At 65.8% G+C, this 22,897-nt stretch carries 20 protein-coding genes; 8 read left to right on the forward strand and 12 right to left on the reverse strand.

What is annotated here, in order from left to right; genetic code table 11:
* Positions 1-58 precede the first annotated feature (58 nt).
* Together K0S66_RS13285 and aguB are read left to right on the forward strand one after the other, a co-directional pair.
* Positions 59-841, forward strand: coding sequence for an SDR family oxidoreductase (locus K0S66_RS13285; protein WP_301075938.1), 783 nt, complete (start codon positions 59-61; stop codon positions 839-841).
* Between the two features lie 189 nt (positions 842-1,030).
* The gene (gene aguB, locus K0S66_RS13290; protein ID WP_301075939.1) at positions 1,031-1,891 is read left to right on the forward strand and encodes an N-carbamoylputrescine amidase; all 861 of its coding nucleotides are present in this window, start codon (positions 1,031-1,033) and stop codon (positions 1,889-1,891) included.
* Between the two features lie 9 nt (positions 1,892-1,900).
* On the opposite strand, the gene K0S66_RS13295 is transcribed toward aguB, so the two are convergent.
* From K0S66_RS13295 to dapA, 11 genes are all read right to left on the reverse strand, one after another.
* Entirely contained in the window at positions 1,901-3,082 is a 1,182-nt protein-coding gene (locus K0S66_RS13295) for a class I SAM-dependent RNA methyltransferase (protein WP_301075965.1), read from the reverse strand.
* Positions 3,083-3,105: 23 nt separating this feature from the next.
* Entirely contained in the window at positions 3,106-4,479 is a 1,374-nt protein-coding gene (locus K0S66_RS13300; RefSeq protein WP_301075940.1) for an NAD(P)H-hydrate dehydratase, read from the reverse strand.
* The gene (locus K0S66_RS13305; protein ID WP_301075941.1) at positions 4,476-4,697 is read right to left on the reverse strand and encodes a hypothetical protein; all 222 of its coding nucleotides are present in this window, start codon (positions 4,695-4,697) and stop codon (positions 4,476-4,478) included. Before K0S66_RS13305 ends, K0S66_RS13300 begins: the two co-directional genes overlap by 4 nt.
* A 154-nt stretch (positions 4,698-4,851) precedes the next feature.
* Positions 4,852-6,573 carry a dihydroxy-acid dehydratase gene (gene ilvD, locus K0S66_RS13310; RefSeq protein ID WP_301075942.1) on the reverse strand — a complete coding sequence of 574 codons (1,722 nt, stop codon included), beginning with the start codon at positions 6,571-6,573 and terminating at the stop codon, positions 4,852-4,854.
* A gap of 88 nt (positions 6,574-6,661) precedes the next feature.
* On the reverse strand, positions 6,662-7,009 hold the full coding sequence (locus K0S66_RS13315) for a response regulator (protein ID WP_301075943.1): 348 nt from the start codon (positions 7,007-7,009) through the stop codon (positions 6,662-6,664).
* A 65-nt stretch (positions 7,010-7,074) separates the two neighbouring features.
* Positions 7,075-9,468 (reverse strand): response regulator, encoded by a 2,394-nt coding sequence (locus K0S66_RS13320; RefSeq protein WP_301075944.1) that lies wholly within the window; start codon positions 9,466-9,468, stop codon positions 7,075-7,077.
* A 59-nt stretch (positions 9,469-9,527) separates the two neighbouring features.
* Entirely contained in the window at positions 9,528-11,612 is a 2,085-nt protein-coding gene (locus K0S66_RS13325) for a M13-type metalloendopeptidase (RefSeq protein WP_301075945.1), read from the reverse strand.
* A gap of 11 nt (positions 11,613-11,623) precedes the next feature.
* Positions 11,624-12,163 (reverse strand): DUF2062 domain-containing protein, encoded by a 540-nt coding sequence (locus K0S66_RS13330; RefSeq protein ID WP_301075966.1) that lies wholly within the window; start codon positions 12,161-12,163, stop codon positions 11,624-11,626.
* Positions 12,164-12,237: 74 nt separating this feature from the next.
* Complete coding sequence (smpB, locus tag K0S66_RS13335; protein WP_301075946.1) at positions 12,238-12,720, reverse strand: SsrA-binding protein SmpB; 483 nt, start codon at positions 12,718-12,720, stop codon at positions 12,238-12,240.
* Positions 12,721-12,768: 48 nt separating this feature from the next.
* The gene (locus K0S66_RS13340) at positions 12,769-13,089 is read right to left on the reverse strand and encodes a 5'-nucleotidase (protein ID WP_301075947.1); all 321 of its coding nucleotides are present in this window, start codon (positions 13,087-13,089) and stop codon (positions 12,769-12,771) included.
* A gap of 97 nt (positions 13,090-13,186) precedes the next feature.
* Positions 13,187-14,062 (reverse strand): 4-hydroxy-tetrahydrodipicolinate synthase, encoded by an 876-nt coding sequence (gene dapA, locus K0S66_RS13345; protein ID WP_301075948.1) that lies wholly within the window; start codon positions 14,060-14,062, stop codon positions 13,187-13,189.
* A 118-nt stretch (positions 14,063-14,180) separates the two neighbouring features.
* Between dapA and K0S66_RS13350 the strand changes: the two genes are divergently transcribed.
* The 5 genes from K0S66_RS13350 to K0S66_RS13370 all read left to right on the forward strand — a co-directional run bounded on the left by K0S66_RS13350 (position 14,181) and on the right by K0S66_RS13370 (position 19,551).
* Complete coding sequence (locus K0S66_RS13350) at positions 14,181-16,157, forward strand: lytic transglycosylase domain-containing protein (RefSeq protein ID WP_301075949.1); 1,977 nt, start codon at positions 14,181-14,183, stop codon at positions 16,155-16,157.
* 71 nt (positions 16,158-16,228) lie between these two features.
* Positions 16,229-16,711, forward strand: a complete 483-nt coding sequence (gene greB, locus K0S66_RS13355) for a transcription elongation factor GreB (protein ID WP_301075950.1) — start codon at positions 16,229-16,231, stop codon at positions 16,709-16,711.
* Positions 16,712-16,761: 50 nt separating this feature from the next.
* Positions 16,762-17,001 (forward strand): hypothetical protein, encoded by a 240-nt coding sequence (locus K0S66_RS13360; protein ID WP_301075951.1) that lies wholly within the window; start codon positions 16,762-16,764, stop codon positions 16,999-17,001.
* Between the two features lie 70 nt (positions 17,002-17,071).
* Positions 17,072-17,923: an NYN domain-containing protein gene (locus tag K0S66_RS13365; RefSeq protein ID WP_301075952.1), complete on the forward strand. Its 852-nt coding sequence runs from the start codon at positions 17,072-17,074 to the stop codon at positions 17,921-17,923.
* A complete protein-coding gene (locus K0S66_RS13370) occupies positions 17,923-19,551 on the forward strand; it encodes a M28 family metallopeptidase (RefSeq protein ID WP_301075953.1) in 1,629 nt (542 codons plus the stop codon). Before K0S66_RS13365 ends, K0S66_RS13370 begins: the two co-directional genes overlap by 1 nt.
* Positions 19,552-19,641: 90 nt before the next feature.
* Here K0S66_RS13370 and ettA read toward each other — a convergent pair whose 3' ends face one another.
* Complete coding sequence (gene ettA, locus K0S66_RS13375) at positions 19,642-21,321, reverse strand: energy-dependent translational throttle protein EttA (RefSeq protein ID WP_301075954.1); 1,680 nt, start codon at positions 21,319-21,321, stop codon at positions 19,642-19,644.
* Between the two features lie 106 nt (positions 21,322-21,427).
* Between ettA and K0S66_RS13380 the strand changes: the two genes are divergently transcribed.
* Positions 21,428-22,831 (forward strand): M20/M25/M40 family metallo-hydrolase, encoded by a 1,404-nt coding sequence (locus K0S66_RS13380; RefSeq protein ID WP_301075967.1) that lies wholly within the window; start codon positions 21,428-21,430, stop codon positions 22,829-22,831.
* The last annotated feature ends 66 nt before the right edge of the window (positions 22,832-22,897 follow it).

Genomic DNA, 22,897 nt, shown 5'->3' on the forward strand with positions numbered 1-22,897 from the left:
GCGCCCTACCCCAAAGCGCGGCTAGGCTGTCCGCGATAAGACAATAGGAGAGCGGACCATGGCGTATAAACCCTTTGACCTCACCGGGCGCGTCGCGTTGATCACCGGCGGCAATGGCGGGATCGGCATCGGCATGGCGGATGCACTGGCGCAGGCCGGGGCGGATGTGGTCATCTGGGGCAACAATCCGGCGAAGAACGAGGCGGCGGAGGCACGGCTGTCCGCGCATGGCACACGGGTGCTGGTGGATCGGGTCGACGTCGCGGACGAGGCGGCGGTCGATGCCGGCGTCGACCGCGCGATCGCCAGCTTCGGCCGGCTCGATTTCGTCGCCGCCAACGCGGGCGTCGGTGAAGGCGCCGAAAGCTTCGACACGATGAGCACCGATTTGTGGCGCCGCGTCCTGGCGGTCAATCTCGACGGTGTGTTCTGGACGCTGCGCGCGGCCGCCCGCCACATGGTCGCGCGGGCCAAGGACGGCGATTCCGGCGGCTCGCTGCTCGCCACCTCCTCCACCTCCGCCGTACATGGCGCGCCGCGCAACCAGGCCTATGCCGCGACCAAGGGCGCGCTGCTGCCAATGATGCGCGGCCTTGCGGTGGAATATGCCCGCCACGGCATCCGCGCCAACGCGATCCTCCCCGGCTGGATCGCCACTGACATGACCGCGCGCGCGCAGGGCAATGATCGCTTCAATGACAAGGTCATTTCCCGCGTGCCGATGCGCCGCTGGGGTGAGCCGGAGGATTTCGGCGGTCTCGCCGTCTATCTCGCCTCGGACGCATCGCGCTTCCACACGGGCGACACGTTCACGGTCGACGGCGGCTATACGATCTTCTGATCGCGTCGGCGGCAAAATGGGCCTGTCCGAGGTATCTGGCCAGGACAGGCCGGGGGCAGGCTGATCATCGCCGGTTCGGTTGCCGTTGAGGCCGAATGCAGGCCGCAGACAGGCCGCAGGTGTCGCGCCGCAGGCCGCCCGTTCGCGACAGGGTGGCGGGCGGTAGCGCGATCTCCTACATGGCCGCGCATGACCGAAATCACCGTCGCCGCGCTTCAGCTCGCCTTTTCCGCCGACATGGACGCCAATATCGCCAACGTCTCGCGCCTGGTGCGCGAAGCGGCGTCGCGCGGTGCCCAGGTCATCCTTCCGCCCGAACTGTTCGAGGGCGAATATTTCTGCCGGGTCGAGGATGAGGGGCTGTTCGCCAACGCGCGGCCGACTGCCGAGCATCCGGCAGTTCTTGCCATGCAGTCTCTCGCATCCGAGCTAAAGGTCTCGATCCCCACCAGTTTCTTCGAGGCGGATGGCCCGCACCATTACAACAGCCTGGCGATGATCGGCCCCGACGGGAAGGTGCAGGGCGTCTATCGCAAGAGCCACATTCCCGATGGTCCGGGCTATGAAGAGAAATTCTATTTCCGCCCCGGCAATACCGGCTTCAAGGTCTGGGACGGCCCGGCCGAGAGCAAGGGCGCGAAGCTGGGCGTCGGCATCTGCTGGGACCAATGGTACCCCGAAACGGCGCGCGCGATGATGCTCATGGGCGCAGAAGTTCTGTTCTATCCCACCGCGATAGGCAGCGAACCTCATGACACGTCGCTGGACACCGCCCGCCTATGGCGACGCGCAATGGTAGGCCACGCTGTGTCGAATGTCGTGCCCGTCGTCGCCGCTAATCGCATCGGCGTCGAACATGATCAGACCTTCTACGGCACCAGCTTCATCTGCGACGAACGCGGTGACATCCTGGCGGAGCTTGGCCGTGACGAAGAAGGCGTCATCGCTGCCACCATCGATATCGACCGCGTGAAGCGCCATCGCGCCGCCTTCGGCTTCTTCCGCGATCGCCGGCCGGAATTGTACGGCCGGCTGACCGCGGACATTTGAAGCGAGGCGTCAGCGCCGGCTGAGGCTGGCGGCCAGTTCCACATGGGTAGACCACCGGAACTGGCCCACCGGCTGGATCCAGTCGATCTGCCAGCCGCCTTCGACCATGGTCTTCACGTCGCGGGCGAAGCTGCTGGGATTGCACGAAACATAGGCCAGCTTCGGCGCCTTTGAATTCGCCAGCGCCGCGGCCTGCTCCTTGGCACCCGCACGCGGCGGATCGATCACGATCGCGCCGAACCGGTCCAGCTCCGCCGGGGTCAGCGGCCGGCGGTACAGGTCGCGATGTTCCGTGAACACCAACCGATGCGCCCGCCCCGCAGCCGACTTCAGCGCGGTGATCGCCTCGCGCCCAGCCTCCGCCGCATAGACACGGCCCGGCATTGCCAGCGCAAAAGTGCCGAGCCCGGCGAACAGGTCCGCGACCACTCCGGCCTCTCCGACCACCTCCCGCACCGCGGCCACCAACGCGGCCTCCCCTTCGCGCGTGGCTTGCAGGAACGAAGCCGGCGGTAGGGGAACGGCAACCCCACCCAGCGTGATCGTCACCGCCTCGGGCTCCCACCGCGTCTCCGGGCCATATCCCTCGTCAAAGGCGATCCGCGCCAGTCGATTGGCTTCGGCAAAGGCGGTGATCGCCTCGGCCGCCGCCAGTCCATCGGGCATGATCCCGTTGATCAACAGGTCGACGCCTTGGTCTGCCAGGGTGAGGTGAATGTCGAGCCGACGACGCGGGCGGAGCACATGGATCAGGCGCCGCAGTGGCGCCACCAACGCAAACAGCTCGGGCGCCAGCACATGGCATTCCGTGAGGTCGACGATCGCATGGCTCTTCTCCATCGAAAAGCCGATCCGGCCTGAGCTTTCCGCATGAAGCGTGGCGCGGCGCCGGGTACGCGGCGGCGACAAGGCCGGCAGACGGATCATTGCCTCCAGTCCTTGCGACGCCAATGCTCCGGCAACCCGGTCGACGATGAACTGGCTCCAGCTCGCATCGTCCAGATGCTGCAACTGGCAGCCCCCACATTCGGGAAAGTGCCGGCAGGGTGGCACCTGTCGATGCGGCCCCGCCTCCACCTCGCCGTTGGGCAGCAGGCGGTCGCCCGGTGCTGCAAAGGGTATATGGCGACCGTCGGCCGTCACGCCCTCGCCACGCGCCGCGACCCTCACGACCTCATCAACATCACTCACAGCAGTCACTCACAAGATATTGCTCAAACGACGAAATCTGCCGCGAGCGAGATATGGTTCACCAAGTCGTCGGCAAGGAACGCAGGTCCTGCGCGCCGCGCCGCCTCGGTGTGAAGCCACACCCCTTGGACCGCCGCCTCCATTGGCTCAAGCCCCGTCGCCAGTCTCGCGCCGATGAGCCCGGCCAGAACGTCGCCGGTTCCAGCAGTCGAGAGCCAGCTCGTGCCGCCATCGTGGACGACGGCACGTCCGTCCGGCGCGGCAATTACTGTGTCCGCGCCCTTGTACACGACCACCGAGCCGGCCCGCTGCGCCGCTGAGATGGCGCGATCTATCTTGCTCCCCGCTTCACTGCCGAACATGGCCACAAATTCCCCGGCGTGCGGGGTCAGGATGGCCGGTCCCTGCAGCCTACGCTCGCCCATGCAATGCAGCGCGTCGCCATCCACCACTAGCGGCCGGCCCGCGCCGAGCGCCGCCTCCAGTCGCTCCCGCGCCCGGTCATCGCGCCCCAGCCCCGGCCCGACAACAATTGCCCTGATTCGATCGTCAGTCAGCGCCTCGGGCGTGAACCGTCGCCGGACAATGGCGTGCGGCAGCCGGTCGGTGGCACTCCCCAGCAGCAGCACATAGCCAGCGCCGCCCCGCCCCGCCGCCGTTGCCGCCAGCGCGCCGGCGCCAGGCATCGCCCCGGCAACCACGGCCACCATGCCGCGCGAATATTTGTGGGCCGACGCATCCGGCGCGCGGATCACGGGCGCAGAAGACACGCGAGCATTGCTCCGCGCCTCCAATCCGATCTCGAGCAGCCGAATAGCCCCGCACCGCGCGGCGGACGGCTGAAGCACATGCGCCGGCTTGACGGCCCCCATCGCGAGCGTGAGATCGACCCGCGGCAAATCGGACAGGCACGCCCCATCGTCGGTCGACACCCCGCTTGGCACGTCCACGGCGATCGACATGCGCGTGGCCTGGAGCAAGCGCCGCAGCGGCACCGCGACCGCGTCGCCAAGCGGGCGCGACAGCCCGATGCCGAACACCGCATCCAGAACGATCGGTGCCGGGGCCGCCTCGGCCAGCGGCTCTATCAACCCCTCCCATCGGCCACAAGCAGCGCTCGCCTGCGGCGTGGTGGCGGGAGCGATGCTCGCGACCCGTACCGGCAATCCGGCGCGGCGCAGGGCGGCTGCTGCGACATAGCCGTCGCCACCATTGTTGCCCGGGCCGCACAGAACCAGCACCTCGGCCCCGGCGGTGAGGCGACGTACCTGCTCCGCCACCGCAGCGCCGGCGCGCGCCATCAGCTCTTCCGCGCTCACCCCCGCCGCAATCGCGTCAGCCTCTGCGCGGCGGGTCTCGTCCGCCGTCAGGACGGGCTGTCCTTCGATACGGATCACCGCACATCCCCGCGAATAGTGGCGGGCAGCCGGTAGCGATCATCGGCTATCGACACTTCGATCAGATTCCCTGCGATCAAGGCCACCGTCGCCGGATCTGCCCCATCCGCAGCAGTAACGCCGCGCCCGTCCTGGGTGACCAGAAGCCGACGAAAGCCACCGTCAGGATGGCGCATCGTCAGCACCACCCGGCCGGCGGCCTCGGCCCGATCGACCATGCACGAGGCCGCGAAGGATACCGCGCCGGCCAGCGCGCAAGGCACGCCCGGCCGCTGGGCGGCTTGGACCGGTGACTCGATCCGTGCCGTCACCGTCGGCTGACGGTCCGTTGCTGGCTCACCGCACGCCGCGAGCATGAGCAGCAGCAGCGGGCTAGATATCCGCGTAGACATGGCGTTCGGCGGCGGCTCCCGGGTGCGTGACGGCTCCCTTGTACGCCGGACCGACGTTCTGCGCATAGCGCCACAATGCACCCGATCCGTAGTCCGTTTGCCGCGGCTTCCAGGCGGTGCGGCGTGCCTCAAGCACGTCGGCACTCACCAGCAGGTCGATAGTGCCAGCCTCCGCATCGATCCGGATCGTGTCGCCATCCTCGACCAACGCGATCGGCCCGCCCTCCGCAGCCTCCGGGCCGACATGCCCGATGCAGAAGCCGCGCGTCGCGCCAGAGAACCGCCCGTCGGTGATCAGCGCCACCTTCTCACCCATGCCAAGTCCATACAACGCCGCCGTCGTGGACAGCATCTCGCGCATCCCCGGGCCACCCTTTGGCCCTTCGTAGCGGATGATGATGACCTCACCTTCCTGAATCTGGCGATGCTCGACTGCCTGGAACGCGTCTTCCTCGCAGTCGAAGCAGCGCGCGGGCCCTTCGAACTGCAACCGGTGCATCCCGGCAACCTTCACGATCGCCCCGTCGGGCGCCAGCGATCCGCGCAAACCGACCACGCCGCCCGTCGCGGTGATCGGCGTTTTGGCGTCATAGATCACCTTCTGATCCTGGTTCCACGTCACCTGATCGATGTTCTCGCCCAGCGTCTTGCCGGTGACGGTCATGCACTCTCCGTGCAGCAGCCCCTCGGCGAGCAGGGACTTCATCAGCATGTAGGCGCCGCCGGCCTCATACATGTCCTTGGCCACATATTGGCCGCCCGGCTTCAGATCGGCGCAATAAGGCGTCGATTTGAAGATTTCCGCGACATCGAACAGGTCGAACGAAATCCCCGCCTCATGCGCCATCGCAGGCAGGTGAAGCGCACCATTGGTCGAACCACCGGTTGCCGCCACGATACGCGCGGCATTCTCGAACGCCTCCCGCGTGCAGATGTCGCGAGGGCGAACATTGGTGGCGAGAAGCTCCATGACCTGAGCGCCGGCGGCCACAGCAATCTGTTCGCGCGTGGTGTAAGGCGCGGGCACCATGTTGCTGTTCGGCAACGACAAACCAATGGCCTCGGCGACACACGCCATCGTGTTGGCGGTATATTGCCCACCGCATGCGCCATGCCCCGGGCACGCCACCTTCTCGAGCGCATGCACCTCCTCGATCGGACAGGCGCCCGCAGCGTGCCGGCCGACGACTTCGAACACGTCGACCACCGTTACGTCCCGACCTTGGTAGCGGCCGGGCAGGATGGATCCGCCATAGACGAAGATCGAGGGGATATTCAGGCGCAGCATCGCCATCATCATGCCCGGCAGCGATTTGTCGCAACCGGCAAAGGCCACCAGCGCGTCATAGCAATGTCCGCGCACGGACAATTCGACCGAGTCGGCGATGACTTCGCGGCTGACGAGGCTGGACTTCATCCCCTGATGACCCATCGCGATTCCGTCGGTAACGGTGATGGTGTTGAACCGGCGGGGCATACCGCCCCCCTGCTCCACCCCGCGCCGCGCCGCATCCGCCTGCGCATCCAGCGTGGTGTTGCACGGCGCGCTGTCATTGCCAGCGCTGGCCAATGCCACGAACGGCCGGGCGATCTCTTCTTCACTAAGGCCCATTGCATAATAATAGCTGCGATGGGGCGCCCGCTCGGGGCCGACGGACACATGGCGGCTGGGCAACCGCGCCTTGTCAAAACGTTGGGTCATGGAAGGCTCGCTATGCTGGGATGCTTCGGCGAGCAAGCATTGAACGTGAGAGGGCGCTCAAAAGACCTAAAATAATGACGTCATCAATTTATAGAGCGTCGAGCGCCTTCTCGACACCGTCCAGCGTGAACGGCTTTTGCAGGATCGGCCGTCCGCGAAACTCGTCAGCGATCATGTCATCGGCGCCGCCGGTGGCGAAGACGAACGGGACGTTCCGCTCCGCCAGAGCTGCCGCGATCGGCCAGCTCTTCTCGCCCCCGCGCAGGTTCACGTCCAAGATGGCGCATTCGAAGCCGCCGGCCTCGACAAGCGGCAATGCCGCCTCGACCGAGTCCGCCGTTCCGGCGCACTGACGATCCAAGGCGTCGAGGAAATCCTCAAGCATCATAGCGATAAGAGGCTCATCTTCGACGAGCAGGACGCGGCTAGTCATCATTTGCCCTTAGAGCGCGATCGCTGTTCCCGCAATGTCCCCGGCGCAGGATCGTGTAACATTGTGCGTCAGCTGCGCTGCTCAAGTGCCTCCCGCGCGGCCTCCGCCAATTGCTGAACCGAGAAGGGCTTGGGAATGAACGCCACGTTCTCGATATCGATCGATCGGCGGAGCTGTTCTTCGGCATAGCCGGACATGAACAGGATCGGCAGGTCGGGGTAGCGCAGCCGGATTCGTCGCGCCATGGTGGGGCCGTCCATTGCCGGCATCACCACATCGCTAACCAGCAGGTCAGGTCGGGGATGCTGCTCGATCAGTTCGAGCGCGATCTCGCCGTTCTCCGCCGCGAGCACCGTATAGCCCTGCCGGATAAGCGCCCGCTCGGCCACCGCACGTACCATGTCTTCATCCTCCACCAGCAGCACGGTACCAGTGCCCCAGAGCTCTGCCGGCTTCACCTTCGGCGCCGCCTTGCGTGGCGTCACCGGCTCGCCGCTGGCATGGACCGGCAGATAGATGGTGAACGTCGCCCCCTGCCCTGGCTTAGAATCGGCAAAGATATAGCCGCCGGATTGTTTGACGATGCCGTAGACGGTGGAGAGGCCCAGACCCGTCCCCTTGCCGACCTCCTTCGTCGTGAAAAACGGCTCAAAGATCTTCGGCAGGTCGTCAGGCGAGATGCCCGAACCCGTGTCGGAGATTTCCAGCGCAGTATATTCGCCCACCGGCATGATGTCAGGGCCACGGCGGCGGATCTCGCCGGTCGTCGCCATCCGCGTCTGGATCATGAGCTTGCCGCCGCCGTGCGGGTATTTGGCAGCCATGGCGTCACGCGCATTGACTGCCAGATTGACGACGACCTGCTCCAGCTGGCCCGGATCGGCGCGCACCGGCCCTAGGTTGCGCCCATGCCGCACTTCCAGCGTCACCATTTCGCCCAGCAACCGCTTGAGCAGATTCGATACTTCGGAGACGACGTCGGGAAGTTGCAGGATCTGCGGCCGAAGCGTCTGCTGGCGCGAAAAAGCCAGCAACTGGCGGGTCAGCGCAGCGGCGCGATTGGAATTGTTCCGCACCTGCTGGATATCATCATAGTCGCTGTCGCCCGGCGAATGACGCATCAGCATCAGGTCGCAATGGCCTATGATGGCGGTCAGGATGTTGTTGAAATCGTGTGCGACGCCTCCCGCGAGCTGGCCGACAGCCTGCATCTTCGTCGCCTGGGCCACTTCGCGTTTCAGCCGGGTTTCCTCGTTATTCTCCTTCAGGCTGAGAACAACCGCGGCATCGCCCAGCCCGCGCGCGCCGGCAATCGAGAGGACGACGGGCTCCTCCGGCAGATCACGCAGCCGCACCGCTATGGCGGTTACGTGCGCCGCGCCGCCGCCGGCAAAGCGCCGCACCGCATCAGCCACAGCGGCCTTGTCCTCACGCACCACGAGGTCGCCGGGGTAAAGCGGCGGCGCGGCGCGATCGACCGCCGCGGCTCGGATGAAGGCATCGTTCATCTCGATGAACCGGCCATCCCGATCCACTAGCGCGATACCCAGAGGCATAAGCTGGACGAGGGTGCGGATATGCGCGGCGGCGCCACCACCGAAACGGACAGGTGCCTCTTCCTCGTCAAGCAGCGCCACAAGGATCGGCGACCCTTCAAGATCGGAGAACGGCACTTGGACCAGCCGCAGCGGATTGCCCTCTCGGCCCTCACGCTCGAACCGGATCAATCCGCGCGCATCGGTCACCAGGAAGCGGGCGAAGTCCGCGCCTTCGACCGATGCCTCCGCATGGCCCATCGCCCGCATCCGGAGCACCGGGTCGGCGGAAAGCACGCGTCCGTCGGGCGTGAGCAGCGCGGCCATGATGCCCGATTCGGCGAGACGTTGACCGAGCGAGCCGGATAACGCCTGCGCGAGCACACGGCTGCTGTCGGATTCCATCGCGGAGGCGGCACGCCAGACCAGCAGATCCTCGCGCTGCCCGGCGCGAAGCACATCGAAGGAGATGGCACGCCCCGCCACCTCAGCGCGCTCCACTCGGGCACGACCGTCGCGCCACGCGGCTCGGCCGGCAGCTGCCAATGCGCCGACGCCGGCCTCCCCGATCGGCAGGCCGGGCGGGGCTGACAGACCGCCGAACATGTCCTCAAACCGATCATTGGCGCAGACCAGACGCCCGGCGCGATCCGTCACCGCCAGGGCGTCATTGCTCTCCTGCGCCAAGGCACGAACCAACTGCCAGTCGACGGCTGGCTCCGGTGCCGGCTTCTCCGGTGCCAGCGCGCGCCAGCCGACGGCCGCGCCGCCTAATACAATGCCCGCCGCGAGGAAGCCGGTGGCGACAACGGGATCCCCAATCACCCACAGGATCACCGCGGCCGCCAGGATGCCCGCGCCGAGCGCAACAATCAGCGCCATGCGCGGCGTCAGTCGGGACAGGTTTTCAGGGAGCAGCGTCGCCATCCGCCCAACCCTTCGATCCGCGCCGCGGCCGCGTCAAGCAGGCCGCGGCGGGAAGGAGGTCACCAGATGCGAACGCGCTGGTCGTTGGTGAGGAACAGCTTCTGCCCCGGCCGCACGCCGAACGAATTGTACCAGGCATCGACATTGCGGACGATGTTGGCGCGCTGCATGCCCGGCGAGTGCGGATCGGACAGCAGGATCTGACGCAGGATCGGCTCGCGATACTTGGTCCGCCATACCTGGCCCCAGCCCAGGTAGAAGCGCTGGTCGCCCGTGGTGCCGTCGATCACCGGCGCCTTCTTGCCGTCCAACGACAAGCGATAAGCATCATGCGCGACGATCAACCCCGCCAGGTCGGCGATGTTTTCGCCCAGCGTCAGCGCACCCTGGACATGCTGGCCGGGCAGCGGCTCATAGGCATCATATTGCGCGACCAGCCGATCGGTGAACGTCTTGAACCGGGCAACGTCCTGCTCGGTCCACCAGTCGGTCAGCTTGCCGTTCACGTCATATTTGCGGCCCTGATCATCGAAATGATGGCTGATCTCGTGGCCAATGACAGCGCCGATACCGCCGTAATTGACCGCGGGGTCGGCCTTTGGATCGAAGAATGGCGGCTGCAGGATCGCCGCCGGGAAGACGATCTCGTTCATCGTCGGATTGGCATAGGCGTTGATGGTCATCGGGTTCATGAACCACTCGCCCCGATCGATCGGCTTGCCCAGCTTGTCGATATTGCGCTGAAACTCGAACTCATTGGCGCGCGCAACATTGCCGACCAGGTCGTCGCGGCGGATTTCCAGCGCGCTATAGTCGCGCCAAGTGTCGGGATATCCGATCTTCGGCGTGAAGGCGGCCAGCTTCGCCAGTGCCTTCTGCTTGGTTTCGGGCGCCATCCACTCCAGCTTTTTCAGCCGCTCGCCCATGGAGGCGATAATATTGCGCACCAGTTCGTCGGCAGCAGCCTTCGATTCCGGCGGGAAGTATCGCGCGACATAGGCCTTGCCGACGTCCTCGCCCAATTGCTCGCTCACCAGATCGACGCCGCGCTTCCAGCGCGCCTGCTGCTCGGGCGCACCGGTCAGCTCGGTACCGTAGAAGGCGAAGCGGGTGTCGTCGAAATCCTTCGACAGGTACCGCGCGTAGCTCGACAGCGTGCGCAGCAGCAGATGGTCCTTCAGCACCGGCAGCGGCGTTTCCGCCCACACCTTCGCCTCGCCGGTGAAAGCGGATGGCTGCGCCACCAGCATCGGCGCATCGGTTGGAATACCAGCGCCTTCGAAGTATTGCGCCCACTCGTAGCCCGGCGCACGGGCGTTCAATTCCTCAAACGTCAGCTTGTTATAGACCTTGTCCGCGTCACGGCTGTCGATCCGCGTCCAATGCGCAGCGGCAAGCGCCTTCTCCATCGCAACCACGGCCGCGGCACGAGCATCGGCGTTCGGTTCGCCGGCCAGCGTCAGCATCTTGGCCAGATACGCCTGGTACGCCGTGCGGTTGGCGGCCAGCTTGGCATCGTCCTTCAGATAATAATCGCGGTCAGGAAGGCCTAGGCCGGACTGCCCGAAGACCACGGCATAGGTTTCGGGATCCTTGTCGTCCTGATTGACGTACATGCTGAACAAGGTGCCGACACCGCGCCGCTGCATGCGTCCGGCTTCTGCGGCCAGCGCCGCCTTGCTGGACGCGCCCTTGATCGCGGCGATCCACGGCTGAACCGGCGTCACACCCTTGGCATTGACGGCCGCCTCGTCGAGGAAGCTCGCGTAGAAATCGCCGGACTTGCTGCCCGGCTGGCGGCGCTGTTCCTCAAGGATCGCGCGCGTCTGATCGCGCGACAGATCCTGCAGCACATGGAACATGCCGTAGGTCGAGCGATCGGCCGGGATCTGGGTGTTCTTCTCCCAGGTGCCGCTGGTATATTGGTAGAAGTCGTCGCCCGGCGGCACGCTGGTGTCGCGGCCCGCCATGTCGAAACCAAAGGTCCCGATCTTTGGCCCGTCCGCCTTGGCCGGCGCGGTCTGGCCTGCTGCGGCAGCCTTGCCCTGCGCGGGTGCGGCGGGGGCCGCTCCCCCAGAAGTCTTTGCGATTGCCGCCGCAGCGGTGGTGGACAAAATGGCGGCAGCCAGGAGGGACGAGCGCATCAATATCGCCTTCAGGAAATGGAAGGCGGTGTTCTATCTCCTTGAGACGCCTCGTCAACGTAGTGACGATTGTGACGGGTTCGCCACTTGCGCGCGATCCACAACCGCCAGCCGAGCATCGACAGGCCATAGCCGGCGAGCGACAGAACAGCCGTCACGATCAGCAGGCCCAGCGCAGTCGCCGGCGCCGCATCCGACATCAGCCATTGCATCCAGCCGGACTGCGCCGCGTTGACCGCGGCATCCTGCATCGGATCGCCCGGCAGAGCGCGGTCGAGATGCAGCGTCCACTTGCCGATATAATAGGCCGCGACCCATAGCGGCGGTGTGGTCACCGGATTGGTAATGAAGGTCGTCAGTGCCGCCGAGGGGATATTCGCCCGGAACGGCAGCGCCAGCATCGCGGAAAAAGGGATCTGCGCCACCGGGAAGAGAATCCCGGTCACCATGCCCAGCGCAACGCCGCGCGGCACTGACCGGCGGGTAAAGCGCCACAGCTGAGGGGCGAGCACGCGATGCGCGACAGGCCGCAGCAGCCGGCTTTCCTCCATCGATTCGCGCGTCGGCAGATTACGCTGGCACCAGCCGGTGAACCGTTGCCAGACGGTCGGCACGCGAGTTGCCACTACCCGCGCTCACGCATGAGGCGACCGGCTTCGCGTTTCCAGTCGCGCTCCTTGATCGCCTCACGCTTGTCGTGCGCTTTCCTGCCCTTCGCCAACGCCAACTCCACCTTGGCTCGACCCTGACTGTTGAAATAGATCATCAGGGGCACGAGCGTCATACCCTCGCGCGCGACGGCGCCGTGAAGCTTTCTAACTTCGCGCTCATGAAGCAGGAGTTTACGCGGCCGCTTTGGCTCGTGATTGTAACGGTTGCCGTGGCTGAATTCGGGAACGTTCGAATTGATCAGCCAGACGCCATTGTCGCCTACCTCGGCATAGCTTTCGGCAATCGATCCCTCGCCGAAACGCAGGCTCTTCACCTCCGTACCGGTCAGTACGATCCCGGCCTCATAGGTGGTGTCGATCGCATAATCGAACCGCGCCCGGCGATTCTCGGCGACGATCTTCTTCTTGTCGAAGGTAGCGGGTTTGGGACGTGGCATGGACGGGGCGATGTAGGGGGTTGCGAGCCTTGTGGGAAGGCGGCGCAATCAGCGTTTTGGGCTGCCGATCGGAACGCGGAGGCGGATCATCGCTCGGTTGATCGGCGCGCCTTGCGCATCGGCAGCCTGCTCGGCCTCCACCGCCACCGTACCGACCCCTTTCAGGGCGGTTTCGGCCTTTGGCGGAGCGCGTTCGGCCGTGTACCGATCAGGTATCGGCTTCAGCCGAAAAGCATCGTCCGGCCGCGCACATACGATGATTTCTTCCCCCGGCTTTGCAGTCGGGCATGGCCGCTCCACCGGCGCTCTTACCACGGGCGACGGCGGTCCCGCGACCGCCTGCACGGCAAACATCACCCAGGCGGCCACCGCTTTCTCCCCTGATCCGGGCGGATCGTGCCGGGAGAATGCGGCCGGAATAAGAGGCGCCGAGAACCACCTCCGCTATGGTGCGATCAGCGCTGTGTCAGAGGAGGCCGGCGCGCTTCAGCCCGGCGTCCACCGCGGCGCGGCTCGCCTCGTTGGGCCAGGTCATCGGCAGGCGAATGCCTTGCGGAAAATCGGGCCGCACCCGCGTCATGGCATATTTCACCGGCCCCGGAGAGGCATCGGTGAACAGCGACGTATGCAGCGCAAACAGTTGGTCGTGGAGCGCGAGCGCCGCAGTTCCGGTCCCCGCTGCCTGGAATTCCGCGCACAGGCGCGGCGCGACATTGGCGGTAACCGAAATGCACCCCACCCCGCCCATCGCATTGAAGGCAAGCGCGAGATCATCGTTGCCCGACAACTGGCAGAAGCCGTCCCCCAGCGCCGCCCGATGCTGCGACACCCGCTGGAGCACGCCCGACGCGTCCTTCACGCCAACGAACACCTTCGGAAACGCCTCGACGATGCGGATCAGCGTTTCGGGCTGGATGTCGGTCACGGTACGCGCCGGGACGTTGTAGAGCACGATAGGCAATGCCGACTGCGGCGCGAGTGCGGCGAAATGCTGGAAGATGCCGTCCTGCGACGGGCGGTTGTAATAGGGCGGCACCATCAGCGCAGCGTCAGCCCCTGCCTCCTTCGCCGCCGCGATGTTTGCCGCCGCCACCCGCGTGTCGTTTGAGCCGGCGCCAGCGATCACCGGCACGCGGCCACGCACCTGATCGGCGCAGACCTTCACGATCGCGAAATGTTCGTCCTTGGTCAGCGTAGCCGCCTCCCCCGTCGTTCCGCACGGGACAAGCGCTTTGGAGCCTTCGCTGATCTGCCATTCGATCAGCTCGCGGTAGGCAGACTCGACGAACCGGCCGTCGGCGTCGAACGGCGTGACGAGCGCCGGAATCGATCCGGAAAACATGACTTGCTCCTGAAACGGGGTGTGGTGCGTTGGGTCGTTCAGGACAGATACGGGTAGCCCGGCTATTCTGTCCATAATGGTGACTGGTTTGAGGGCAGGGGCATTGATCGCACTGGGAATGGGTTTGGGAGCGGCATTGCTTGTCGCTCAGGGACAGGACGATGCCGCGCGTACGCGAGCGGCCAACGCATTGGCGCAGTCGCGGCCTGCCGCCATGGCGCAGGTGACCAACAACGGGGATCTCGCCGCCGCGCTGGCGCAATGGCGCGCGCTGCAGCAGACCGACGGGCTACCGTTCGACAGCTACGCCGGCTTCGTCATGGCGCATCCCGGCTGGCCGAACGAGGCCGCCAATCGCCGCGCGGCTGAACGGCAGGCGGGCACCGGCTATGCCTCGCCGGCGAATGTCGTCGCGTTCTTCCGCCGTTATCCGCCGCTGACCGCCGCGGGAGCGGTCGCATATGCCAAGGCGCTGCAGGCAACCGGCGCTACGGGCGAGGCGGCGGAGGCCGCGCGCAATGCCTGGCGCCGTGGTGCGCTGACGCCGACCGACGAATCCACCATCCTGACCAGCTTTGCCGGCGCGCTGCGTCCCGATGATCATGACGCGCGGATGGACGCGCTATTGTGGCAGGGATCGACCAGCATCGCTGCGCGCCAGGTCGCATTCACCTCCCCTGCCCGCCGCTCGCTGTTCGAAGCGCGGCTGGCGTTCCGAACCAAGGCGGAAAATGCCTCGGCGCTGGCTGCGGCGAATGATGCGGCGGGCGCATCGGATGCCGGCTATATCGCCGACAAGGCAGTGTGGCTGCGCAACAGCGGGGCGAGCGCCAGCGCCCGATCCTGGCTGGCACGCACCCGGCGGCCTGGTGTCGCGCTGCCGGGGAATGTCGAAAAATTTTATGAGGTGCTGCTGACCAACGCGCGCGCCGCGGCGGCGGACGGCCAGTATCAGCTCGCCTATGACATCGCGCGACAGGTGGACGATGCCTATCCCGCGGGCACCGACGTGTCGAAGAAGCCCTATGGCGAGCGTGACGACTATACCAGCCTCGTCTGGCTGGCCGGTCAGACGGCGCTGAAGCAGCTCAACCGCCCGGCCGATGCGATGACGATGTTCGATCGCTATGGCCGTGGCAGCCAGTCACCGCAGACCCGCGCCAAGGGGTTCTATTGGGCGGGCCGCGCGGCCGAGGCTGCTGGGCGTACGAGCGACGCCAGTGCGTTCTTCAACCGCGCCGCGGGCTACCGTGACCAATTCTACGGCCAACTAGCGCTGGAGCACCTCCGCCGACCGCTAACCGCGCCGCGTGACGTGGCGACCCCGGCCATCGACCCCGCTGCGCGCCAGGCGTTCTTCAATCGCGAGACGGTTCGCGCGGCGCAGTTCTTGGGCTCCATCGGGCAGTACCAGGATCAGACTGCCTTTGTCCGCACCATCGCCGCGGACGTGGAAAGCGATGCCGAGCATTTCCTGGCAGAAGAACTGTCGCGCTCGATCCGCCGTCCTGATCTGGCAGTAATCGTCGGGCGAAAGGCGATGCAGAACGACCAGACCGAATATAGCGCCATTGCCTTCCCGACCGTGTCCGTACCCTCGGGCTATGACAGCCAGTGGACGATGATCCACGCCATTGCGCGGCAGGAAAGCCAGTTCGATCGCGCTGCGATCTCATCGGCCGGCGCGCGCGGGCTGATGCAGTTGATGCCGGGCACTGCGCGTGAGCAGGCGGGCAAGATGGGCCTGCCCTATGACGCCGGCCGGTTGCTGACCGACACGGGCTACAACACGCAGCTGGGCTCCAGCTACTTCCAGCGGATCTTCGGCATCTACGGCAGCTATCCGCTCGCGGTCGCCGCCTATAATGCCGGGCCGGGCAACGTGAACAAATGGCTGCGCGCCAATGGCGATCCGCGCACCGGCGCCATCGACATGGTCGAATGGATCGAGGCGATCCCTTATTCAGAGACGCGTAATTACGTGCAGCGTGTACTGGAAAACGCCGTTGTCTATGACCTGATGAACCCGCCGCGCGCAAAAAGCCGCGGCCCGGCCAACCTGAGCTGGTATCTCGGCCGCAATCGTACGGGCTGAGTTCTCGCGACCTTCCTGTTCCTGGGGACGGGAAGGTCGCGGATCCGGCGCGGCTTGGCTAAGACGCGCTCATGGACCGCCCGAACTACATTACCCCTGCCGGCTATGCGACGTTGCGCGCCGAATATGAGCAGCTGTTCGCCACCGAGCGGCCGGCGCTGGTCGAAACGATCGCTTGGGCAGCGGGCAACGGCGACCGTTCGGAAAACGGCGACTATATCTACGGTCGCAAGCGGCTGCGCGAGATCGATCGACGGCTGGGCTTCCTGTCGCGCCGGATGAAGGCGGCCAAGGTGGTCGATCCCGCGCAGGCGCCGGATCGCAGCCGCGTCTTTTTCGGCGCCAGCGTCACCATCGCTGACGAGGATGACAATCAGCGCGCGCTGACGCTCGTCGGCGACGACGAAACCGACGCCGGCAAGGGGCTGATCGGCTGGAACGCGCCGCTCGCCCGTGCGCTACGCGGTGCCGCGGTCGGGGATCTGCGCCGGGTCACGCTGCCTGCCGGCGAGAAGGAATATGAAGTGATCGCCATCACTTATCCCCCCGCCTGACGAAACCATGCCAACGGCCCCTTCGTGCTTTCCGCAGAAGGAGAGTGACGATGGCAGAGAATCCCCGCACCACCAGCGCCCGCGATCATGACGACAAGGATCTGATCGAGGGCATGATCCCCGCCGGCGACGCGCAGGCCGGCACCTCCGGCGGCGCGCTCGCGCGCGATCTCGGCTCGCGCGCCGATCTGAAGCAGGTCGACGACCCGGAGGGGACGACACCGCTGACCAAGCAGGCGGACATTGACGCCAATCAGGCGTTCCCCAGTTCGCGGCGGCGCGACGGCTGATCGGCGTGCCGTTGCTGATCGAAACGGCGGCTGATTGACGCGGGAAGTTCGAGCGCCGATGGATTTGCCCATGGCGAACGATGACACCCCTACCCGCAACATCGCCCTGCTGATCGATGCGGACAATGCCAGCTGGCACGCGATTGACCCGGTGCTGACCGTCCTTGCCGAACTGGGGACGGTCAACATCCGCCGTGTCTATGGCAATTGGTCGAAGCCGGCGCTGAGCGGCTGGCGCGAGATGACGATCAAGCACGGGATCGAGCCGCAGCAGCAGTTCGACATCACCAAGGGCAAGAACGCTACCGACATGAAGATGACCATCGACGCGATGGACCTGCTGTTTCGCGGGCGTGTCGAGGGGTTTGGCATCATGTCGTCCGATTCGGACTTCATGCCGCTGGCCACTCGGCTCCGGCAGGATGGCCTGCCGGTCTATGGCTTCGGTCAGGGCAAGACCCCGGAGGGCTTCAAGCGCGCATGCACCCGCTTCATCGATGTCGACAAGCTGATGGCGGCCGAAGAAGATGCGCCGACGCGAGCGCCGATGCCCGTTGCGCCGGCCAAGGAACCACAGCCACCCACGACAGCCGGTAAGGAACCAGCGCAGCCCGCGCCTGCTGCTGCCCCAACAGATGTCGGCACACCAGAAGTCACCGCCGCGGAGCCTGCCACGTCGCAGGGCCAGGCGCGGATCGATGACGAACTGGTGAAGCTGCTGATCGATGCCTATTCCGCGGTGAAGCGCGACGAAAAGGGCTTCGTCAGCCTGTCCGCCATGGGGCAGCTTGCCGCCAATCGATCGAGCTTCGACGTGCGCAACTATGGCTACAAGCGCCTGTCGGACCTGATCGCCGCCGTCCCCAATTTCCAGACCGAGCGGCGCGAGGATGGCCGCGTTTTCGTGCGAAGGTTGCGTTGATGAAGAACAAGACGATTGCCTATCTCCTCCCGCTGATCGCCATTGCGGCCACCGAACCGCCCAAGACTGACCCCGCCAAGCTTTCCGAGATGACCAAGGTGCTCGCCTCCGATGAATTCGGCGGCCGCGCACCGGGGACGCAGGGCGAAAAGAAGACCATCGACTGGTCGATCGCACGCTTCAAGGCGCTGGGGCTTGAGCCCGGCGGACCGGACGGCGCGTGGACGCAAAAGGTGCCGCTGATCCACACTCGGCTGGGCGATGGTCCCGTCAGCTTCGGCGCGACCAGCCTGAAGCAGGGCACCGACGTCGCACTCACCACCGTTCGACCCGACGCGGCCGTCGCGATCGAAAACGTACCGCTCGTCTTCGTCGGCTATGGCGTCAGCGCGCCCGAAGCGAAGTGGGATGATTTCAAGGGCGTGGACCTGAAGGGCAAGGTCGCCGTCTTTCTGGTCAACGATCCCGATTTCGAAGCAGTCGCAGGCGAGGACGCCAAGGGTCGCTTCGGTGACAAGCGGATGACCTATTATGGCCGTTGGACCTACAAGTACGAGGAAGCGGCACGACGCGGCGCGATCGGCGCGCTGATCATCCATGACACCGCAGGTGCCGGTTATCCGTGGTCGACGGCGAACGCCTCCAACGGCGAGAATTACGACATCGTTCGTGGCCCCGAGGATCCGCGCATTGCGCTTCAGGGCTGGCTGTCGGGCGACGCGGCAACCCGCGTCTTCGCTGCCGAGGGCCTCGATCTCGCGGCGCTGCGCAAGCAGGCACGCTCCGCCGCCTTCCGTCCGGTGACGATGAAGGCGCGATTCACCGCGAAGCTGCCCGTCAACGTCGAGCGGATCGAAAGCGCCAATGTCATCGCCAAGATTCCGGGCACGGTGAAGCCGGACGAGACGGTGCAGTTTGCCGCGCATTGGGATGCCTATGGCGAGGGCCCGCCCGACGCGCAGGGCCGCACGATCCGCCCCGGCGCGAACGACGACGCGCTCGGCGTCGCTGGCGTGATGGAGCTTGCCCGCCTGTTCAAGGCCGGCCCGGCGCCCGACCGCACGCTCGTTTTCGCGCTGTGGACCGCCGAGGAACGCGGCCTCTTGGGCTCCGAATGGTATGCCACCCGGCCCACCGCACCGCTGGAAAAGACCGTCGCAAACCTGACGTTAGACATCCTGCAGACCGCGGGCGAGGCGAAGGACGTGATCCTCGTCGGCGCTGGCCAATCCTCGCTCGAGGACCTGCTGACCGAAGCAGCCCGCGCGCAGAATCGCGTCGTTACGCCAGAGGAAGCCAGCGAACGCGGCCTCTTCTACCGCGCGGATCATTTCTCCGTTGTCCGCCGCGGCGTGCCGGCGCTTCAGCTGATGGCGCTCGGCGGCGCCAGCGACATGCGTGTCGGCGGGCGCGAGGCGGGGCAGAAGTGGCTCGACGGCTATATGGCCTGCTACCACAAGACCTGTGACGCCTGGGCGCCGGACTGGAACTTCACCGGTGCGGCGCAGGATGTCGATCTGTTCTACGCGATGGGCCAGCGGCTTTCGAAGGCGGGCGTCTGGCCCGAATGGCGGCCGGCTTCCGAATTCCGCGCGATCCGCGCCAAGAGCGCCGATCAGCGCCGATAATAAAAGGGCCCGCCGCGGCATTTGCCGGGCGGGCCTTTCCTTGATCCACCGTCACCCCGGACACAAAGCCTGGGTGACGATCACGTAGGATCAGCGCGTCAGCTTCTTGTAGGCAAGCCGCGTCGGACGGTCGGCCGCATCGCCCATCCGGCGACGCTTGTCCTCCTCGTATGCCTCGAAGTTACCCTCGAACCATTCGACGTGGCTGTTGCCTTCAAATGCAAGAATGTGGGTGCACAGACGATCGAGGAAGAAGCGATCGTGGCTGATCACCACCGCGCAGCCGGCGAAGGTTTCCAGCGCTTCTTCCAGCGCGCGCAGCGTTTCGACGTCAAGGTCGTTGGTCGGTTCATCGAGCAGCAGGACGTTGCCGCCCTCCTTCAGCATCTTCGCCATGTGAACGCGGTTGCGCTCACCGCCCGATAGCTGACCGACCTTCTTCTGCTGGTCGGGCCCGCGGAAGTTGAACGCGCCGACATAGGCACGCGTCCCCATCTCCTGCTTGCCGAAGCGGAAGACCTCCAGCTCGTCGGATATTTCCTGCCAGACGTTCTTGTTGGGATCCAGATGGTCGCGGCTCTGGTCGACATAGCCCAGCTTCACCGTGGAGCCGACCTCGATCGTGCCGCCGTCGGGCTTCTCCTGTCCGGTGATCAGCTTGAACAGCGTCGATTTGCCGGCGCCGTTCGGGCCGATCACACCGACGATCCCGCCCGGTGGCAGGTTGAAGTCGAGGTTCTCGAACAGCAATTTGTCGCCATAGGACTTGGTCAGCCCCTTGGCCTCGATGACCTTCCCGCCAAGCCGCTCGGGCAGCTGGATCAGAATCGCGGCCTTGCTGGCGACGCGGCTCTCCTGCTTCTCCATCAGCTCGTCGAAGGCCCGGATACGCGCCTTGGACTTGGTCTGGCGTGCCTTGGGGGTCTGCCGCATCCAGGCCAGCTCGTCGGCGATCGCCTTCTGCTTGCCCTGCTCCTCGCGCTCCTCCTGCTCGAGGCGCTTGGCTTTCTTCTCGAGATAGCCGGAGTAGTTGGATTCGTAGGTGTAATACCGACCGCGATCGAGCTCGAGCACCCAGTTCACGACATTGTCGAGGAAGTAGCGGTCGTGCGTCACCAGGATGACGTTGCCGGTATATTCCTTCAGGTAATTTTCCAGCCAGCTGACGCTTTCGGCGTCGAGGTGGTTGGTTGGCTCGTCGAGCAGCAGAATGTCCGGCTTCTCGAGCAGCAGGCGGACCAGCGCCACGCGGCGCTTCTCACCACCCGACAGGTTGGTCACCGGGCTGTCCGACGGCGGGCAGCGCATTGCCTCCATCGCCTGCTCCAGCTGCGAATCGAGGCTCCAGCCATCCGCGGCGTCGATCTTCGCCTGAAGCTCGCCCATCTCCTCCATCAGCGCGTCGAAGTCGGTATCGTCCTTCGGATCGCCCATCTCGGCAGAGATCGCGTTGAAGCGATCGACCATCGCCGCGATCGGCCCCGCGCCCAGACGAACGTTCTCGATCACCGTCTTGTCGGGATCGAGCTGCGGCTCCTGCGGCAGATAGCCGACCTTGATCCCGTCGGCGGCCCAAGCCTCACCGGTGAATTCGGTATCGATCCCGCCCATGATCTTCATCAGCGTGGACTTGCCCGAGCCGTTCGGACCGATGATTGCGATCTTCGCACCCGGAATGAACTGCAGGCTGATATTGTTGAGCACCGGCTTATTGGCGCCTGGGAAGGTCTTGGTCAGACCCTTCATGACGTAGGTATACTGGACGGCCATGGGTCGCCTGCTGCTCCGTAACTGGAATGGCTGGGATTATGGCGCGCATGTAATGCTGCGCAGGGCCGTTGGCAAACGAACCGCGGCGACTTACGCGAGGGGCATGATGAAGCGCTTCACCCTTGCCGCCCTGCTGCTTGCCAGCGCCACGCCCGCCCTCGCCCAACGCGCAGCGCCGATCGCCGCGCCCGCGGGTGTCGATCAGCGCGTCGCCGCGCTTCGCGATGCCGCGCTGAAGGATGATGTCGCCTATGACATCGTCGAAGGCATGACGACCGAGGTTGGCCAGCGGCTCGCCGGCACCGAAGCGGAGGCGCGCGCCCGCACCTGGAGCGCGGCGAAGCTGAAGGCGCTGGGCTTCAAGAACGTGCGGATCGAGACGTATCAGATGCCCGTCTGGGTACGCGGCGAGGAACGCGGCGAAGTGGTCGCCCCCGTGCCGCAGAAGCTTCACCTCACCGCCCTTGGCAATTCGGGCGCGACCTCGGCGAACGGCCTGGAGGCCGAGGTCGTGATCTTCCCGACCTATGCCGATCTCGCCGCGGCGCCGGACGGCAGCCTTACCGGCAAGATCGCCTATGTCGGCAATACGATGATGAAGACGCAGGACGGGTCGAGCTACGGCCAGGCCGGGGTCGCACGCTTCGCCGGCCCTGCGCTCGCCGCAAAGAAGGGCGCCGCCGCGATCGTCATTCGCTCGATCGGCACCGACACGCATCGCCTGCCCCACACCGGCACCACATATTTCCGCGACGGTCCGGCAATCCCTGCCGCCGCCCTCTCCGTCCCCGACGCCAAGCTGATCGAGGCGCTGGCGAAGCGCGGCAAGCCGATCCGCATGAAGCTGGTCCTGACGCCGCGTCAGGTCGGTGAGCAGGAATCGGGCAACGTCATCGCAGAAGTTCCCGGCACCGATCCCAATGCAGGCATCGTCCTCATTGGCGGGCACCTCGACAGCTGGGATCTTGCCACCGGGGCGATCGATGACGCCAGCGGCGTCGCGATCACCGCCGCGGCGGCGAAGCGGATCCTCGACAGCGGAAAGCGTCCGCGCCGCACGATTCGCGTCGTCTGGTTCGGCGCGGAGGAGGTCGGCGGCTTCGGCGGTCACGATTACGCCGCGAAGCATGGCAAGGAACGCCACGCGCTGGCGGCGGAAAGCGATTTCGGGGCCGACAAGATCTGGCGGCTTGGCATGACGCTGCCCGACTCCGCTAAGCCGGTGGGTGATCGTCTCGCCGCCGCGCTTGCCCCGCTCGGCATCGTCCGGGGCAGTGGCTCGGGCGGCAGCGGCGCTGACATCGGCCCGACGGTGGCGCTCGGCGTCGCGGGCGTCGACCTCAACCAGTCCGGCCTCGACTATTTCGACGTGCACCACACGCCCGACGACACGCTCGACCGGGTCGACCCCGAAAACCTCCGCCAGAACGTCGCTGCCTGGACCACGATGCTCGCGATTGTGGCCGACGCACCGGAGGAAATCGGACCGGTTGAGCGGCCCGCACGCTGAATCCGTTCGTCGCGAACCTTGCTGCCAGATGAATTTCATCATTGACCCATCAAATTGGTGCGGTAT

The organism is Sphingomonas sp. (assembly GCF_029239295.1).
Classification (GTDB): Bacteria; Pseudomonadota; Alphaproteobacteria; order Sphingomonadales; family Sphingomonadaceae; genus Sphingomonas.

Coding starts and splice junctions, on each gene's coding strand:
- K0S66_RS13285 (WP_301075938.1), top strand. CDS start 59: ATGGCGTATAAACCCTTTGACCTCACCGGGCGCGTCGCGTTGATCACC.
- aguB (WP_301075939.1), top strand. CDS start 1,031: ATGACCGAAATCACCGTCGCCGCGCTTCAGCTCGCCTTTTCCGCCGAC.
- K0S66_RS13305 (WP_301075941.1), bottom strand. CDS start 4,697: ATGGTCGATCGGGCCGAGGCCGCCGGCCGGGTGGTGCTGACGATGCGC.
- ilvD (WP_301075942.1), bottom strand. CDS start 6,573: ATGACCCAACGTTTTGACAAGGCGCGGTTGCCCAGCCGCCATGTGTCC.
- K0S66_RS13315 (WP_301075943.1), bottom strand. CDS start 7,009: ATGATGACTAGCCGCGTCCTGCTCGTCGAAGATGAGCCTCTTATCGCT.
- K0S66_RS13320 (WP_301075944.1), bottom strand. CDS start 9,468: ATGGCGACGCTGCTCCCTGAAAACCTGTCCCGACTGACGCCGCGCATG.
- K0S66_RS13325 (WP_301075945.1), bottom strand. CDS start 11,612: ATGCGCTCGTCCCTCCTGGCTGCCGCCATTTTGTCCACCACCGCTGCG.
- K0S66_RS13330 (WP_301075966.1), bottom strand. CDS start 12,163: ATGGAGGAAAGCCGGCTGCTGCGGCCTGTCGCGCATCGCGTGCTCGCC.
- smpB (WP_301075946.1), bottom strand. CDS start 12,720: ATGCCACGTCCCAAACCCGCTACCTTCGACAAGAAGAAGATCGTCGCC.
- dapA (WP_301075948.1), bottom strand. CDS start 14,062: ATGTTTTCCGGATCGATTCCGGCGCTCGTCACGCCGTTCGACGCCGAC.
- K0S66_RS13350 (WP_301075949.1), top strand. CDS start 14,181: ATGGGTTTGGGAGCGGCATTGCTTGTCGCTCAGGGACAGGACGATGCC.
- greB (WP_301075950.1), top strand. CDS start 16,229: ATGGACCGCCCGAACTACATTACCCCTGCCGGCTATGCGACGTTGCGC.
- K0S66_RS13360 (WP_301075951.1), top strand. CDS start 16,762: ATGGCAGAGAATCCCCGCACCACCAGCGCCCGCGATCATGACGACAAG.
- K0S66_RS13365 (WP_301075952.1), top strand. CDS start 17,072: ATGGCGAACGATGACACCCCTACCCGCAACATCGCCCTGCTGATCGAT.
- K0S66_RS13370 (WP_301075953.1), top strand. CDS start 17,923: ATGAAGAACAAGACGATTGCCTATCTCCTCCCGCTGATCGCCATTGCG.
- ettA (WP_301075954.1), bottom strand. CDS start 21,321: ATGGCCGTCCAGTATACCTACGTCATGAAGGGTCTGACCAAGACCTTC.
- K0S66_RS13380 (WP_301075967.1), top strand. CDS start 21,428: ATGAAGCGCTTCACCCTTGCCGCCCTGCTGCTTGCCAGCGCCACGCCC.